The sequence below is a fragment of the Phocaeicola sp. RTP21359st1_B8_RTP21360_211022 genome (genome assembly GCF_040911965.1).
Taxonomy (GTDB): Bacteria; Bacteroidota; Bacteroidia; order Bacteroidales; family Bacteroidaceae; genus Phocaeicola; species Phocaeicola vulgatus.
Window position 1 is genome coordinate 14,704 of the sequence record NZ_JBDFXP010000025.1, and the last position, 16,943, is coordinate 31,646.

General features: G+C 38.5%; 11 protein-coding genes and 3 pseudogenes. 10 read left to right on the forward strand and 4 right to left on the reverse strand.

Annotated features, from left to right (window positions below; translation table 11 throughout):
- The first annotated feature begins 19 nt into the window (after positions 1 to 19).
- From AB5062_RS13560 to AB5062_RS13575, 4 genes are read left to right on the forward strand one after another with little or no spacing between them, the layout of a single operon-like run.
- Positions 20 to 1,852, forward strand: coding sequence for a P-loop NTPase fold protein (locus tag AB5062_RS13560; RefSeq protein WP_005646236.1), 1,833 nt, complete (start codon positions 20 to 22; stop codon positions 1,850 to 1,852).
- 5 nt (positions 1,853 to 1,857) lie between these two features.
- Positions 1,858 to 2,607, forward strand: coding sequence for a hypothetical protein (locus AB5062_RS13565; protein WP_005646234.1), 750 nt, complete (start codon positions 1,858 to 1,860; stop codon positions 2,605 to 2,607).
- A complete protein-coding gene (gene qatC, locus AB5062_RS13570; protein WP_007855533.1) occupies positions 2,592 to 4,007 on the forward strand; it encodes a Qat anti-phage system QueC-like protein QatC in 1,416 nt (471 codons plus the stop codon). Before AB5062_RS13565 ends, qatC begins: the two co-directional genes overlap by 16 nt.
- Entirely contained in the window at positions 4,004 to 4,693 is a 690-nt protein-coding gene (locus AB5062_RS13575; protein WP_005646230.1) for a TatD family hydrolase, read from the forward strand. The genes qatC and AB5062_RS13575 overlap by 4 nt, the downstream gene beginning before the upstream one ends.
- A 109-nt stretch (positions 4,694 to 4,802) precedes the next feature.
- Here the strand turns inward: AB5062_RS13575 and AB5062_RS13580 are convergent, their stop codons facing one another.
- From AB5062_RS13580 to AB5062_RS13590, 3 genes are all read right to left on the reverse strand, one after another.
- On the reverse strand, positions 4,803 to 8,753 hold the full coding sequence (locus AB5062_RS13580; RefSeq protein ID WP_007855531.1) for a hypothetical protein: 3,951 nt from the start codon (positions 8,751 to 8,753) through the stop codon (positions 4,803 to 4,805).
- A complete protein-coding gene (locus AB5062_RS13585; RefSeq protein WP_005646225.1) occupies positions 8,750 to 9,784 on the reverse strand; it encodes a ComEC/Rec2 family competence protein in 1,035 nt (344 codons plus the stop codon). The genes AB5062_RS13580 and AB5062_RS13585 overlap by 4 nt, the downstream gene beginning before the upstream one ends.
- Before the next feature lie 117 nt (positions 9,785 to 9,901).
- Entirely contained in the window at positions 9,902 to 10,222 is a 321-nt protein-coding gene (locus AB5062_RS13590) for a helix-turn-helix domain-containing protein (protein WP_008151786.1), read from the reverse strand.
- A 791-nt stretch (positions 10,223 to 11,013) separates the two neighbouring features.
- Here AB5062_RS13590 and tnpB point away from each other — a divergent pair.
- The 4 genes and pseudogenes from tnpB to AB5062_RS13610 all read left to right on the forward strand — a co-directional run.
- A pseudogene (gene tnpB / locus AB5062_RS13595) lies at positions 11,014 to 11,202 on the forward strand (IS66 family insertion sequence element accessory protein TnpB); the annotation flags it as partial.
- An 86-nt stretch (positions 11,203 to 11,288) separates the two neighbouring features.
- Positions 11,289 to 12,164: pseudogene (locus AB5062_RS13600) on the forward strand (transposase); the annotation flags it as partial.
- Between the two features lie 31 nt (positions 12,165 to 12,195).
- Positions 12,196 to 13,823, forward strand: a pseudogene (locus AB5062_RS13605) (type IV secretory system conjugative DNA transfer family protein).
- A 576-nt stretch (positions 13,824 to 14,399) separates the two neighbouring features.
- On the forward strand, positions 14,400 to 15,029 hold the full coding sequence (locus AB5062_RS13610) for a hypothetical protein (protein ID WP_032953362.1): 630 nt from the start codon (positions 14,400 to 14,402) through the stop codon (positions 15,027 to 15,029).
- Positions 15,030 to 15,200: 171 nt separating this feature from the next.
- On the opposite strand, the gene AB5062_RS13615 is transcribed toward AB5062_RS13610, so the two are convergent.
- Positions 15,201 to 15,653 carry a hypothetical protein gene (locus AB5062_RS13615; RefSeq protein WP_032953354.1) on the reverse strand — a complete coding sequence of 151 codons (453 nt, stop codon included), beginning with the start codon at positions 15,651 to 15,653 and terminating at the stop codon, positions 15,201 to 15,203.
- A gap of 175 nt (positions 15,654 to 15,828) precedes the next feature.
- On the opposite strand from AB5062_RS13615, the gene AB5062_RS13620 reads away from it, so the two are divergent.
- Both AB5062_RS13620 and AB5062_RS13625 read left to right on the forward strand, forming a co-directional pair.
- Positions 15,829 to 15,963, forward strand: coding sequence for a hypothetical protein (locus tag AB5062_RS13620; protein ID WP_256156339.1), 135 nt, complete (start codon positions 15,829 to 15,831; stop codon positions 15,961 to 15,963).
- Between the two features lie 17 nt (positions 15,964 to 15,980).
- A complete protein-coding gene (locus tag AB5062_RS13625) occupies positions 15,981 to 16,736 on the forward strand; it encodes a hypothetical protein (protein WP_032953353.1) in 756 nt (251 codons plus the stop codon).
- The last annotated feature ends 207 nt before the right edge of the window (positions 16,737 to 16,943 follow it).

Here is a 16,943-nt window from a genome sequence, read left to right on the forward strand (position 1 = left end):
TTTAATTTAAGAGTATAAAATGTGGTCAGATAATGAAACAACGCAAGATTTGCTTGGCTATCAGGTCCATGCAGATTTACTCAAAAAAATAATTTTGAATGATGATATGTTACCCATTTCCATAGGGGTATTTGGAAATTGGGGATCTGGAAAAAGTAGTTTGATGCTATTGCTTCAAAAGTCCTTGCATGAATGGGAAAAATCTCAACATGAAAAGGGTTGTAAGATTATACTTCAAGTGTATTTTAATAGTTGGCAGTTTGAAAGCTATGACTCAACAAAACTGACAATGATAGAAAGTATATTAGAAGCACTTGACAAAGATATTAATAAGCGAAAAAATGTATTTGAACGGGTAGATGATTTGCTCGAGCGAATCAACTTTTTGAAAGCAGGCGTATTTATCTTGAAGAAAGCCTATGAAAATCTCACTCCTGATTGGCTGAAGAAATGGTTGCCAACAAAGGAAGACCTTGATAAGATAACAAACAAGGATAAATACAACAATCTACTTAAAGATGTAGCAAAAGGTAATACATCAAAATTTATCGCAACATTCAGAGAACTCTTTGATGAATTGGTTGACGATATGGGATATAAGGCTGTTGTTGTCTATATTGATGATTTGGATAGATGTGAACCCAAAAGAATTATTGGTTGCCTGGAGGCCGTCAAGTTGTTTGTAAATGTAAGGAAAACCGCATTTATCATTGGTGCAGATGAACGTATTATTGAATATGCTATTAGTCAGCATTATCCTATTCAAATGAAGAAAGAAGATATATCCAGTCCATTTTCAGACTATTTGGAAAAACTCATTCAGCTACCATACAAACTGCCACGTTTGTCTGACAACGAGCAAGAGACTTATATCACACTTCTTCTATGCAAAAATCATTTAAATGATATCTACTTTAATGAAATACATCAGAAATATTTGGAGTTCAGAAAAACAGACAAGCATTCCAAATATAATATAGATGACATCAAAGCAAATATTTCCAAAGATAAAAAAATTGATTTTCATGCAGTAGAATATCGTTTACCAACTGTACCTCTTATTAAGCGTTTTTTAAATGGTAATCCACGACAACTAAAACGTTTTCTAAATACCTTATATGTACGTCAAGAGTTAGCTGAGGTAGCAGGTTTTACAGATATACGCCCTGAAGTATTAACCAAACTAATGGTATTGGAGTACAACACACTGTACAATTCTCGTTTTGAAGAACTTTATAAACTTCAAAATGCAAATGGAGGTGTTTTGCCATTGGATGATGTTGAGCAAGAAGCAAAAACTGAAAATGGTATTCAAAATCCACAATGGAAAGACAACTGGTCGTCAGATTATTTGAGGCAATGGTTAAGCTCAGATCCGTCATTAAAAGATATAAATTTACAAAACTACTTCTGGATAGCACGAGATGCTTTGAAAAATGAAAAACCAATAGCTTCGTTGGTTACAAACAAAGTCATGCTGTTATTCCGAAGATTATGTACCTTGCAAACAAACAGTATGATGAAGCGAGATTTGCCTGGAATTATTAATGCTTGCGATGATTCAGAAAAAGACATGATTATTCACTTGATTAATGATAACCTAAGAAAAGATCCAAAGTCAGAAAATTGTTGGAGAATACTTAATTGCGATGAGAATAATTTATTATTTGGTGACAAAATAGACAGATTAAAATTATTATTCAGTAATATAAAGACCGAAGATATAGATACAAAAGCGGATATATTTTTTGTTAGAATGCTTTCATTAAGCAATGAGATACATAACTATATAAATAGTTTGCCAAAAGCGAACCCTTTAACAAAAGCTATCGAACGAAAAATTCAAAAATAATAAATATGGGTACATCACAATCACATAATTTGAAATCTTCGCCTAATTGGTCTGCAGCAAAACGAGCCATGACGAGTCTAGCAAATGGAACAGACAATAAGCCTGCCTCAAATGCAAAGTTTTTTGGTAATTTAGGAATAGCGCTCGGCAATGGTTTGTATAGGGGTGGCAGAATTGGAGGGCATGGAGGTAAGAGAGGCGGCAGTTCGTTTGGACGTGCTGGTGGACATGCAGTCAGAGGGTTGGCTACTGTTTTAAACAATATTAAACAATATGGACTTGTATCAAGTTTAGGCATTGATAGACTGCCTGATACACAAAAGCCGAAAACGCCACATGATTTCAAGGAATTGCTTTTGCACGAGATCATTGGAGACAATGATTCTACAATGGATGATGCAGCAGCAACTTATGCAATGGATAAAGTGCTGAATGATATTTTGTCAGATTGTAAAGACGGACAAGAAATTGAAGATAAACTTCAGAATGCAACAGATGACGATCTTCATGAATGGATTATAACATTTGAAATTGAATACATACTGGAATATTCTGCAGAATTATTTCAAAGCCACATATTTGACAAAGGGAGTAATCCCGAAGAAATAAAGAAGGACATGAGAGGTTGGCTTCATAACGAACTAGATGAGAAGTTAAGCAAAGAACTAACTCAAATCGACTTCAATAGCCGAGAAGGAAAAGAATACCTGGATTCTTTAACATCAGAAATATTGGATATATGGAAACAAGAATAAACATTAATTATACTCCGTCAAAAACAAGCGAAGTTTTTGGCCTTTTTACTCTTTCATTTCAAGGAAGTGACGGAAAAATTCATTCTGTCAACACAAAGTTTAATCCCAAACAGTTATGGGAGTTTTCACGAGATACATCATCTGTTGCTTTTGATTTATTAGTTTTATCCATGATTGTATATAATGTGGACAGAGCTGTACTTCGTTTGTCTAATTCAGATGATGGATGGAAACGAAACTTGATATTATTGAATGTTCCTGTAATAAATCTTGAGGATATGAATAAAGGTCGTGAAGCTTTTAATAAAGCAATCAATTTTCTTACGGGCGACAATTGGGATATTCACTTTATACAGGCAGATTCATACTCGTATAATCCAACTAAAAAAGTAAAGGAATATGATCCTCAGTTTTTTGAAAAGGTTGCATTGTTTTCAGGAGGTTTAGACTCATTGATTGGATTTATAGATGAGGCCAGCACTCTCTCTGTTGATAAAAAGATACTACTTGTTTCACATATGGAACTGGGCAAAGAGCATAGTGATCAAAAAAGCATTTTAGAATATTGCAGGGAAAACAATATCTTTTCGAATAAATACGAACAAGTGTTGCTGAACGCAGGGCTTAAACCTCATTCTTGGAATATTAAAACTCCAACAGAGAGTACATTCCGCTCACGTTCCTTATTATTTTTTGCAGCAGGAATATATATTGCAAACAAAATATCCCCACAATGTCAATTGATAGTTCCAGAGAATGGAACTATATCAATAAATATACCTCTTGATAGTGGAAGAAGGAGTTCATGCAGTACTCGAACTACGCATCCTACTTTTATCAAACGCATACAGGAGGCTTTATATGCTATAGGTATATCAAACTCAATATACAACCCATATCGATTAAAATCAAAAGCAGACATGGTTCTTGAGTGCTGTCAAGATACTTCGAAAAAGGCAATTTTAGAATCATTAGTTGACTTATCATGCTCTTGTGCAAAACGTGGTCACAATGTTTTTTGGGACAAAAGCGGAATAGAAATACGCAATGCCAAAATCAAACATTGTGGTATGTGTTTGCCATGCTTATATAGAAGAGTCGCACTAGATACAATAGGTCTAGATAATGAGGCATTGCTTGGCACTGATGTACTTCATGGCATTAAATTTAATCTTGACAATAAACATCAAAAAAGGAATAGGGATTTTAACGCTCTTCTGTATTTCCTAAAAAACAGAATGAATGAACGTACAATTCGCCAAGAACTATTCTTTAATGGAATTATAGAAAAGCAGGAGTTAGATGAATATACATCATTAGCCTTACACTCATACAGACAAGTTATCAATTGGCTTAAGAAAAAAGCTACAAATGAAATACAAATAAGAGCAGGAATATGATTATAGACACCCATTGTCATTTTGACATGATGCCAAATCCTGAACAGTATCTCAAACAACAAGAGGTAAAAAAGAATATCTCGATAGGAATGACAAATCTGCCAAGTCATTTTTTATTGGGCTATGAGCATGTAAGACAATATAAGTTCTCACGTTTGGCTTTAGGATTTCATCCATTATATGCAAGCGAAAATAAAAATGAATTACGACTATTTAGCCAGTGTTTAGATAAAACTAGCTATATTGGTGAAATCGGTCTAGATTTTAGTAACGAAGGACTAAAAACAAAAGATGATCAAGTTTTCGTTTTAGAGAAAGTATTGCAGCTATTAAGTAAAAAAAATAAAATAGTAAGTGTCCATTCCAGACGAGCTGAAAAAGTCTTGTTCGAAATGCTGATTACCTATGGCATTAAGAATGTAATATTCCATTGGTATTCAGGTCCTCTCTCTCTAATTCCTAAGATAGTAGAACATGGATATTATTTTTCTGTCAACGAAAAAATGACAAAAACTAATAGTGGAATAGAAATAATTAAGCGCATACCACGTAATCTTATTCTAACAGAAACAGATGCCCCTTTTAATAAAGTTTGCTCAATCAGTAATACTCTAACAAATATAGGTTTGGGAGAAAGTGTCATTTATGATAATTTTAGCCGCCTTATATATACTATTAAAAGATAGTTAGGCACTAAAAATATATTGTGTAAATGGAAATACGGGATTCAATTTAGAGTCTCGTATTTCCAAGTACATAAAATTTTAGGTGGGGTGTGTACAGCGTTAATTATTTTCACATTCCGTGTCTTATCTTCCTAAAATCCTCTTCATCTTTCTCCATGTCAAGCAACTTCTTTTCGTTATTAATACATTTTTGTGCCCATTCCCGTACCTCTTGTTTTTGATGATCCAACAACTGTTCAAAACATTTGATATTCCTCTCGTAATATGGGGATATATCACCACTCCATGAGAAAGAGCCTAAATTAGATGAAATATTATCCCTTACATCTTTTCGTTCCCCGAAATTATCCAGAAGCCAGATAATCCATTTATTGAAATACTCTTTTTCATTTCCATCGTCTTCTTTTTCAAAGCAAGGTACCATTAAGGCAATCCTTGCAGGTGCAGACTCTGGATTCTCTATGCAAAGCTGTTTGATTAACTCTTCGTTGATATCAAATAGCGGACCTTTGTCAAAGCTAAACCCAGACCCCAGCTCATCCTTCACTTGGAAATAGAACAAGAAAGTATCTGTTCCCAAAAAAGCATTAACAAATTCCGGCCATACATCATCGAAATAATCCTTTAACAATTCTGTGAACACTCCTTCAGTATTTAAATGCACCATCTGAGTGTTGTACAAGTCGATAAACTTCCTGTTTACTTGCTTTGCAAATTCAGCATCATGCCATAATTGTAAGGTCTCTACAAGAAGACGGCTATAGTCATATAGTAAATGTCCCATATTGCTATTTATTTGAAACTTTAACATCGCTTCTTTTACAATGTTAACAGTTTCGTCTAGGTCGTCTTTTCGCATCATGAATCGTTCTGATATTACGTATGCAATCAAATCATTTGGACGATCAGGAAAACAATCTCTCAGAGCCTTTAGTATTAACAAGTAATGTTCGGAACTATTCGACCTGAAATACTGGAGATAAGTAGCTAGATAGTCTATCGTCAGAACTCCGCTCTCTTGTTCTGAAAAAAGCTGATAAAAATGACTTATCTTATCGTCTTCGGTGCTGGCCATTAATGATACATATAGGTATTCATGTCCGTCATCTCTTAATCTCTTCAGAAACGACAACAGTGGTTTCTTTTCCTTGGCGCATGAAGATAGGTTACCAAAAAACGGGCTATAGAAGTCTTGGGGCATTGTTGCTAATACATTAAAGATGGTATCAAAAAGTATTCCTAATTGTTCGTCTGTGGCTGTTGTTACTAATCGTTTTACAAACTCGATAGGAATATACTTGTTATCCTCAAGTAACGCTTTCACTTCTTCAGTATTAGCATATATCTCCTTGTCTATGAACTCAGCCGCCAGCGGAGCATACAGTTTCTCGGATAACTCGATTTGTTCTTTGTCCTTCAGTCGGTATTGTCCATGCTGTATATACCTGGCTTCGTTCAGTTGCATTTTAAAAGATTGGTTCCTCATTTTCTCCATCAGTCCCGCAATTCCTAAGGATTTCGCGTCGATGCCAAAGGTATGTACCATCTGGAATAAGGCCTCATAACCAGTGTCCCAGGCATAGTTTTTTAGTTCTGCTATTTTCTCCAAGAGCGGAACAAAGACTTCCTTTCGTACTGTACGTGCCCAATTGTAGACTTTTCTTTCTGCCATTTCGGCCAAGAGATTGACAATCTCAGGATTCTTGTTTATCCATTCCAACAACAAGTCCCGGCATCCGTACCAGTATTCGAAGATTTCATCCCAAGTATTCGGTGTATAGTCCTTCCTGTTCTCAAATCCGAACTTCTCGGCTCCACCTATCCGGACAAATCCTCCGTTTTGTAATGCAGCTTCAAAGCAACGTATGGTTAACGGTATATAAGTCTCTCTCTCATCGATGAGTCCTTGCAGGGTCGCCAAGCGATCCTTCAGATTTACTTCTGTTCCTGCTAAATAAATATGGAACAGTTGAACTAATTGTGCCGTAGCATTATTACCAATCTCTTCATTCTCGGCCACGGCCAATCGTGCCATCATGAACACGCCATCATGATAACTCTCGCGGGCAAAGCAAAGACGTTCTAGAGCCCAGATTATATTCCGCCTTACATCACCATAAACCTGTTCTCTCAGCCAATCGATATCCTTGTATCCAAGCACTCTCCGTAAATGTGTAGCTATAGCGGCAGGGTTCACGGTACTCATGGCGAGGAAAAGTTCAGAACCCAAACCAGAACATAAGTTCTCCTCGTCGAAAAAAGGGTGGTCGATGTTTGCATTGACCAGTTGCCCTACCATTTTAAATGCTTCCTTGTTACCGGACATCTGCTGTATGTGCTTACAGAAGCCTTCGCTAATGGCTGTTTGTATGCTTGGTGGCTGTTTTTTGATGTCCTCAATAAGTTCGTTGAAATGTATCCGTGAATTACACACATATTTAAACCACTCGGCAGTCAGCCAGACAGCTAGTGGAAATGGCCTTACATAAAGCCATTTGCCTTGTATATCAATCAGTGTTGGATGGTATTTCGTCACGATTCTTACCGCGATACTCCTCCGCTCTTCATATTCCATTCCGTTAAGTGGCGTTACGTGATTGTTACCTAACAGGTATGCAAAACCCTCATGTGTAGCATCTTCATAAGGGAGGGGTAAGCAAAGTGATAATGTTTGCCAAATCTTTTTTTCCTCTTCTTCTTTATTGGGGGTAAGGTTTAGTAACTTCGGCATTAGATGCGTTACATCCTCGGGACCAGCAATTTTGTTATTCTTGTATGCCTTAACAAGTTCTATCGCCATTTGAGGGTATCCACCTGCTAACTGTTTGATAACCAAAATGTCATTCTTATTCTGTTCATCTTCGTGCAGTGCCTCACTAATATAGTGTCCTATGCTCTCCTCCATGTCTTGAGGTCTTAACTTAATAACGGGGAAAGTGATACGTTCAAGCTCTTCATTAAAATAGTCATGATGAGCAAAAATCAATCGAAATAAGTTGTTGTATTTATCTCTGATACTGATAATTTCCGTAACAAGTTCCATTGGGCAGTCATCCACGATGATAATTCCATCACTTTCGGGATTATCTTTCAGTATTTGCTTCAACTCGCCCATCAGTTTATCTCGATTACCATTAAATTTCGTATAATATCGGTTTGGTTCGCGTTCTGTCTCCTTGAAAGCCTCATAAATCAGTTTTGACTTACCCATTCCCGATAATGCTGTCAGCAGCAGCGTTGAAGTATCATCGTCCCTCAGTTGGTCGATAATCTCTTTCGTCTTATCGTTTTCTATAAAGTAACCAGTCTGATTCAGATTATAATCGGATTTGTCTAATAGATTTAACAGTTGACGGCTATCAACCTCTCGAGCCACACCGGTGTCGGCAATAAACGTATATTCACGACTGTCGACAATGGAATCCAACAATCCGCTTGGAATATAATTGGATGAAGGCATACAAATAAACTCGTTGTTGTTCCCATCAAATCTACCTACTTCCGACATATAGGCAACCATATACAGTACGTCGTCCGTACCTTGATAGAAGATACCTCCTCCAGATGTTCCTTCAAAGTTTATTTTAGGACTTAAATTTTGAAACTGAAGTTGAATATCTGTACTTGCCCAACTTTTTTCCCCTCGTTTTACAACATCGTAGATTTTCAGAGAAGTGTCGTCTTTATGAAAACCACAGAGGATTGCTTGGCCAGATATATCCGTTGTCAATAGTCGCACTTGGTCAAGTCCCGATGTGGGCATACCGTTGGGTTTTATCACACGCAACACAGTAGCATCATCCTCTTCTGGCTTGTTGTAGTAAACCACTTCTTCCACAGTTAAGTGGAATGTCCGGCTGTTCCTCTTGAGCAAAATACCTATCTGCTCTTTGTCTAGAGGGCCATCCTTGGTATCTTTTTGTATTATATGTGCAGCAGTAAGGACATAGAGGTTCTCTCCGACAGAAACGATGATGCCCGATCCTTTATTGTTGTTGGAACACTCAATCTTAACTGTTACCTTTCTTAGGGCTTTTATGTTTGCTTTTGTCAGATTCATAGTTCTTTGATATTATCATGTACTTCAAAATTCCATTTTTCACATTCGCCTTCATTTAAAAAAGGAATACCATTTGTTTCAATCAGTTCTAATTTATAATTAAAATACAAATGTACTTTTGTGTCCATGTTCCTTTTCGTGTGGCATAAAATATGAGCGATTGTAGTTCTATCGGGGTGATTGGAACTTCCGTTGCCTCCGTTGGTCGATATAATAAACTTATCACATTGGATAATGTCCAATAAGCTATTGCTCGTATTGTTTCTACTTCCATGATGCGATACCTTTACGAAATCAACGACTAATGGGTTTTCTTCAGAGTAGCCTTTTTCCTCTCTCAGGTATCTCTCCACATTCTGGGGATAGCTGTCGCCCAACATCAATATGCTCAGATTATCACACCTTAGGATAAAGGCTATACTCGCTGCATTTGCCAATTCATTATCCTTCTTCAGATTAGGCTCTGGGGGTATTTCTTTTGCTAATTTATCGAGAGGTTTCTCTAGGTCTATCGTATCCTTCTGAGTCGCATTCAATAGCTGCCTCGCTTCATCTTTCTGTTTCTCTATGACCATCTTCGTGACATCCTCTGTAGGTGATACCACCTCTATGCTGGCAAAAGGCCTATCAAACTCCATCCCCTCATGCAAATCATTACGCCAGACCATTCCATGTTGCTTTGCCAATTCATTCAACCTTACGGATAGCAGCATACCGTGTGCGGCAGTTGTATACTTACTCGCTGCCACCTCTACGTAACCTGCGCAGTTTGCCCATACCTCTTTAGCTGGTATCATGTTATCGTCCAAGCATGTGTCTACCAACTGCAGAATTCCACCAATATGATCTTCATCATAATGGGTCAGTACCATAAGGTCAGGAGTGCCCAACTCATTCAACTTGCGCTTAAGCTCAAACCCACAACTCCTTGGCCCACCATCAACAACGACTACCCCCTGAGTATCTCCACGAACGCATTCTATAATGAACGCATCGCCATGTTTTACAGGAAGGAAATAAATCTTACTCATTTATGTGTCTATATTTTTTTTGTATCTACAATACTTCACTTATATATATTGATATGCCCTCCAATCAGTTTTGGCTCTTTAAGCCAATCAAAATCAACAAATATATAGAGTCTTTTCTTATTCCTTTTTGGATGCTCTTTCTCGTTTCTTAAGGCTCAAATCCTGCAAGGCCTTTCCCATTGCATCTTCTTTTGCAAGCAGAAGAATATCATCATCCAGCTGAAGTGCATAAAGCACCCTAAGATAAATGCCTATTGCCACCGTTGGTACACCTTTCTCTATGCGTGAAACCGTCAGAGGTGAACAGGTGGCACGTTCGGCGACTTGGGCAATACTAAGATTCCTGCGTAGTCTGGCCAGCCTGATCTGCTCACCTACTATCAACATCTTCTGCTCTAATTTTCTTGGCAACTTGGTACCCATTGTACTTTTTGTCATAGCTCAACATATCATATAATATACAAATATAGCAGTTTTACTTTATTTTATGATGTGTTACAGAGATAAATTTTTGAATTTATTCCTGTTGAAATCTGCTTTGGTCATATTATTGGGCGTTGGAGATATTAAATGCTATTATATTATTCATAAGGCTGATATTTTACAGATAACAAACAATATATTATTTATAGAAAGAAAGCAATAATTTGAACAGAAAAAGAAATAATACTTCCTTTTCTGTACAGAATATTACTACTTAGGTAATCTTGAAAAATAGCGACCGCTGTCACATAGGTCTGTTGTTTGTAACAATCACCGAAACACTGACCACACACAGCAATTGAACTATTTCAAAGCTCTTATTGCCGGCGAAAAGGCCATCAGTTCGACCGAAGTGATGCATCGCTATCAAATCTCTTCAACAACCTCAATATTCCGTTCAAAGGCAGTCCTTATCAAGAATGATTATTGGATAATAAAGCCGGTGAAATCTCGTTCCAAGACCCGATTTATGCCTATTGGTTGAAGACTGAATACTTCGCAAAATAATCATAATGTCCCCCCGGTTTCAGAGCCATTTTTGTACCTTTTCTCATCAAAAAACGGCATTTTTCACAAGTTTTTGTACCGCGCATTTTGATATTCAAGAAATTACACTTACTTTTACTTTCCAAAATGGAGGTACAAGCCGAGAATGGTGCTAAAAATCACTAACTTACACATTCTCAGATACTTGCCAACCTGCTGGTTGTACCTTTTAGAGCGCTATGCTATTGATAATCAACGATGTACACATGCTGCATCGGGATGGTGATGGCTTTCTCCTGTACTACAAGCGTCTGGAAGGTGGAAGTTTTGAGTTGCCGACATTTAACCCCCATACAGGCAATTATGAGATCTCTTATCAGGTTTTGTCTTTTATCTTAAATGGAGTGTCATTGAAGTCTGTACGGTTGCGAAAACGTTTTAGGATTTAATGTAATGTACTGTATATTAGCTATTTGATTTTAAATTACCACCCGAATATTTTGGTCAGTTCATTGATTTTTCGTATCTTTATGCCATGAAAAAGGATGAGATCATAGAGTTATTGAAGGAGCAAATCAAGGAATTACGGGATGACAACAACAGACTCCTGGGCCAGATAGATGATTTGATAAAGGAGGTCTCTTCCCTTAAAGAGGCACTCCTTCAAAAAGGCGAATCTCTTAGCAAACAACAGCGCCTTGCTAAGGGGCTCGCCAAACTTGTATCCAACACATCCGAACAGCAACAAGCTCCCCAACCTGCCATGTCCGAGGAAGAGCGGCAGAAGAGAGAAGCGGAAAAAGCAGATAAGCGTAAAGCCAGAAAGAACAATGGGGCCAAACGTGACATGCATTATGAGATGGAGCAGGAGGAACATGACGTTTATCCCGACGATCCTGATTTTGACATCAATAAAGCCCGGCTGGTTACCACCGCTCCCAGAATATGTGTCCGCTATGAATGTGTACCCATACGCTTCATCAAGCACGTCTACAAGATACACACCTATGCGCAAGACGGTCGTTTCTTTGAGGGAAAGACACCGGTCTCGGCTTTCTTGAATTCCAGCTATGACGGCTCATTCATTGCCGGGCTGATGGAATTGCGTTATATACAATCGCTACCGGTTGAAAGAATCATCAACTACTTCGAAAGTCATGGCTTTACGCTGAAGAAACCTACGGCTCATAAGTTGATGGAAAAAGCCTCAAGCCTCTTTGAAAATCTTTATAAGTGTATCCGGCAGACAGCTTTGAGTGATCCTTATAAGGCAGCCGACGAAACCTATTACAAAATACTCGTCCCGGAAAAGAACAGCAAGGGAAAAGGAGTCCGCAAGGGATACCTCTGGGTGGTTGTGGGCATAAACACCAGGATGATATACCTGCTCTATGATGACGGCTCCCAGTCTGAACTGGAAAAATCTAAATCAATTTATGAATATGGATCATATGTTTATTATGAGACTGGCAGCCCTGCTTTTTGGCGGCGGCATTGCCAGCTGTCTGTTTCCGGGAAAATCCCGGATGTCACATGTCCTGTTCCTGCTGTTGGTACTTGCAGAAACAGCTGTCGCACATGCCACCATTCCGGATGGGTGGTGGTTCCTGCTTCCGGGTGTCGTTTCCGTACTTCTTCGTCTTTCTTTTAAAGGAGGGACAGAAAGCGGAAAGGGTGGAAAAGCCCTGCTCTCCCTTCACGCCACGGACGGGACAATTATCAGATATTATTACTGGTTCTCCAATTTCCTTGTCTATGGAGGAGCCGGTTCCGGCAAGACCAAATCCATAGGCAAACGCTGATGGAGCAGTACATCAGGTCCGGATTCGCCGGTTTCATCTATGACTTCAAGGATTTTGACTATACCCGGACTGCATACAACCTGATCAGGAAACACGGATACCCCCATGAGTTCTATTATGTAAATTTCACGGACATGAACCGGACTTACCGCTTCAATCCGCTGGACAGGAGGAATATAAAGGACAGGACGATGCTCATGCAGCTGATGGAGGACGTACTGGGCGCGTTGATGCCGCCCACATCCAAACAGGACGAATGGTATACGGGCGCGCTTGGCATCCTGAACGGCGTGGCGTACAGGCTTTGGGATGAGTTCCCGGAATGCTGCACGCTGCCGCATATTTTCAACTTCGTGATGAAGGCCGATACGGAACAGCTTCAGGAATTCCTGAAGCTGAACGATATCAGCGCCATGATGGCGGAGGCGTACCTCAAGGCGGAAGGCAGTGAGAAAACACAGGCCTCCTATGTGTCCACTCTCAGCAACTATGTGGCAAAGCTGACCACCAATGAGAACATATGCTATGTGCTGACAGGGAATGACTTCGACTTCAATCTGATTAATCCTGAACATCCGAAACTTTTTGCAATCAGCAACAACTATGCAACGGAGTCGGTGATATCCCCCGTCATCGCCATGGTAATGAGTATCGCCTCGCGCTCGTTTTCCATGGAGAACAGGGTCCCCTTTGTATTTATCCTGGACGAGATGACCACCTTCAAGGTGCGTGACTTCGAGAAGCTGCCTTCCGTCCTGCGCGAGTACGGGGCGGCGTTCCTGCTGCTCACCCAGTCCGAAGGCAAGCTGGAGAAACTGTACAGCAAACTGGACAGGTCGTCCATTGAGACGAATTTCGGAAATATCTTCCTGGGCCGCACACTGGATGTGGAGGCATTGAAATATTACCCTCTCTTTTTCGGGAAATACGAGAAGGAGAAGAAGTCCACCAGTTCCGGCAGCAGCGGTGGCGGCCGTAATTCCAGCGTGACCATCAGCACACAGAAGGAAGAGATATATGAATCGAAGGACTTCGCTTCATTGGAACCGGGGGAATTTATCGGAATGGGAAACCGTTCCAATATCAAAGGGCATTTCAGGAAGAAGTTCAGGCTCTTCGAACTGAAGGAGGAACCGCTGCCGGTAGTCGCGTTCAGGACGGAGAAGGAAATATCTGACAATTATACCAGAATACTGAAAGATATCGAGAGGGTGCTTGGGATGGAAGACGCAGAAGTGGATGTAAATTCTTTGTTCATCGGTAAGTGAATATATATTTGGCAATAAAAAAAATACACTAAAAATAAAAGTGAGAAAATGTGTTTTGCTATATTTGCAGCATATTTCGGAAGTATAAAGCATATTCTGTTCAGAAAATATACGATATGACAATGAAAAAAGACATTCAACCAAAGAAGAAGCCGGGAAAGATAATTATTTCAATAGATGGAGATACTTTCCAGCAACTTGAAATATATTGCTAGATAAACGGCATATTTTGTAATGACTTCGTTTCGTTCGCCTTGGAATACTTTGAATGCACAGAATTTAATCTGAAGAGCAAGCGATGAGAGAACAGAAGCCATTCGTCAACTATTATAGGAAGTCCGGGAACAGACAGCAAAATAGCTTCCGGCTACAGAAGCAAAAGGCAAAGCAGAAAGCGTGGCAACAGAACAGGCAAAACCCTTCAGTTACTTTAAGAAGAAAACGACTGATTGCATAACGAAATCAAAATTCTTCAGATGTATAAGGAGAAAGCACACACCGGGAACTTTGCCGGGAACGTGACAAACAGAAAGTAATAGGAAAAATAAAAATTATAGTTCAAAGTAAATAATGAAAATGAAAACAAGATTTCTATTAGGTGTATTACTCCTTTTTAGCATTACCATGCAGGGGCAACAAGTGAAAGTGAATTATGAAAATATAACAAATTCCCTTCCTGTTATTTTACAAGAATATTTCCGGATGCAAGGTGTACAACATCTGAATCTGACTATCAAGGGTGAATTCAATGGGAAACGAGCCAAGCTAAAAAAAATATCTTGCAACAATGGTGTGTTTACAGAAAGAGAACTTTTACCTGATTTCGTACATTTTATATTGGTCGATAGTGTAGAAACACTTGATTTTATGGTAGCACCATACAAAGAAGATAGCATACGTTTAACTTGTTTTTATCCACCAGTAGACAATATGCCATTGTTCACAGATACGGTACGCTTGGATAGACATAAGATTCTAATGGAAACGTATACACCTGGTGATGGTTTTGATATTCCTATTATAAGTTATACCTCTGGTATTTCGGTGCAAGGTGGAATCTGGTTTTGTGGATTACGTGATTCAAAAGTAGAGCCACGAAAATGGTATGAGAAGTATGGTATTGATGATTATGTCTATTATACAATTCGTTTGGAGGAGGATAAACCTTCAAGTAAAGGAACTGTTTACGTCAAAATATCGAAGTAATTTTGGGGCCTAATGCTCCTGTATCAGAAATACAGAGAACAAGCTACCCTAACGCAAGCCTATAAGGCTCCGGCGTTTCCGCTGGGGGCTTTCTAACTTTTGTACTTATAGAATATCAAAAAGAAAGCGATAGTGGAGTGTTACCCTCCCTAAAAAAACACTTTTCAGTGTCTAACTGCATTTTTTGATAATTAAATACGTTGTATAATTAGTTTTCCCATCATTGTATGGGTAAAATTCAACATATTCTTTAGACGCAGCTGGATCGTTCAGTTCTCCTGTTCTATCGTAGAATGAAAAGATTGTCTTATCCAGTTCTTTAATATCCCAATAATGACTACCACCAAAATATAATGTGCTAAAGTTAGGAGTGGCGAAAGACCATCTTCCACGAATCTCACCTTCTTTTTTGTTCCCATCCTTATCAATCTCTACATTGGCTCGTGTATATGTTCCATCTTTATCGAAATTCCAAATAGATTCCCAAGAGCTTCCGTCTTCATACTCTTTTTTTCCGCCAGTCCAGGTTATATCACATATTAGTGCGATAATGCTTTCTTCTCCATCGTTATAATATCCTTGTTTCTCAACACAATTGGAAAGAAGCACCATCTGTACAATCACTGCAAAAAAACGATTATTCTTTTCATAATTAATATATTAAACTACACAAATGTATACAAACTTTTGTAGATTTGACAATCTGAACTTTTAATTTAGGAAAATTAAGGGAAATACAGAACTATAAACCTTAAACTGAGAATGATTTGCCTACTTTTGCGATATAAAAATTAGTAACATGAAAAACCTAAAAAAATATATCATAATAGCTATTTTAGCCAGTATTGTTATATATTTATCAGGATGTGCAAGTCTTACTTATAATCCGCACAGCCAAACAGAAAAAGTAAAAGTGACTTTAAAGAATAAATAACTGTATCATATCAGTTTATGCAACTTGTAAAAGTCATATATATAACATTGATACTCTGCCTGTTTATATTTGGTGCTAACGGGCAAGAAAACATCAGAGAGAACCATATCAAACTTAAAAATGACAGTTCAAGAATTCTCTCTGATAAAGTACGTATGCCGTTCAATAAGACAGATTTATTATTGCCCAATCCCAATGCGAAAGACGTAGAAACAGCCATTGACAACACAAATTTTAAAGCGGATAGACCTTTCTATATACCACTATATTACATTAATCCTACTCCAATGTTTTATGGGGACTATAGTACAAGCGGACATATTTTCTCTCATTTCTATGGCAGTGGCTCACAAACCACGTTGCCGGGAATAGGACGGATAAACGAGGCTTCAATAATGTTTCATCATCAATTCAACAATGATTTTGAAATCCGACTGGGCATTAATGCCACCAAATATAACTTTCCCAAAAGTACCGGACAGGCTTTTGGCATCTATGGCGCAATGATTTATCACCCAAATGAAAGATTAAGACTAAAAGTGTTTGGAGCATATACACCGACTTACCAGTATGGCTTTTATAGAAATACATATGGCATTACTGCCGGGTATGATTTTACAGACCGGTTGGAAATGGAAGTCGGCATACAAAATTATTACAATCCGGAGAAAGGTTGGAATGTGGTTCCAATAGTCATACCACGCTACAAGTTTAAGAAGTTTGATATTGGAATAGACGTAGGCGGGCTGCTTTATGAGACAATACGGAAATAGGAAAGGAAAAGCTGTCCTTCCATATCTCTGACGTTTTTTTGTCATATCCTTAGTCTTTTTCCTTACCGTTTCTTTCATAGCCTCTTGCTGTACTGATCATTCCTTTACAAATGTAGCGTGCGGATCTTTCTGGGCCGCACACTGGATGTGGAGGCATTGAAATATTACCCTCTCTTTTTCGGGAAATACGAGAAGGAGAAGAAGTCC

Coding starts and splice junctions, on each gene's coding strand:
- AB5062_RS13560 (WP_005646236.1), top strand. CDS start 20: ATGTGGTCAGATAATGAAACAACGCAAGATTTGCTTGGCTATCAGGTC.
- AB5062_RS13565 (WP_005646234.1), top strand. CDS start 1,858: ATGGGTACATCACAATCACATAATTTGAAATCTTCGCCTAATTGGTCT.
- qatC (WP_007855533.1), top strand. CDS start 2,592: ATGGAAACAAGAATAAACATTAATTATACTCCGTCAAAAACAAGCGAA.
- AB5062_RS13575 (WP_005646230.1), top strand. CDS start 4,004: ATGATTATAGACACCCATTGTCATTTTGACATGATGCCAAATCCTGAA.
- AB5062_RS13580 (WP_007855531.1), bottom strand. CDS start 8,753: ATGAATCTGACAAAAGCAAACATAAAAGCCCTAAGAAAGGTAACAGTT.
- AB5062_RS13585 (WP_005646225.1), bottom strand. CDS start 9,784: ATGAGTAAGATTTATTTCCTTCCTGTAAAACATGGCGATGCGTTCATT.
- AB5062_RS13590 (WP_008151786.1), bottom strand. CDS start 10,222: ATGACAAAAAGTACAATGGGTACCAAGTTGCCAAGAAAATTAGAGCAG.
- AB5062_RS13610 (WP_032953362.1), top strand. CDS start 14,400: ATGAAAACAAGATTTCTATTAGGTGTATTACTCCTTTTTAGCATTACC.
- AB5062_RS13620 (WP_256156339.1), top strand. CDS start 15,829: ATGAAAAACCTAAAAAAATATATCATAATAGCTATTTTAGCCAGTATT.
- AB5062_RS13625 (WP_032953353.1), top strand. CDS start 15,981: ATGCAACTTGTAAAAGTCATATATATAACATTGATACTCTGCCTGTTT.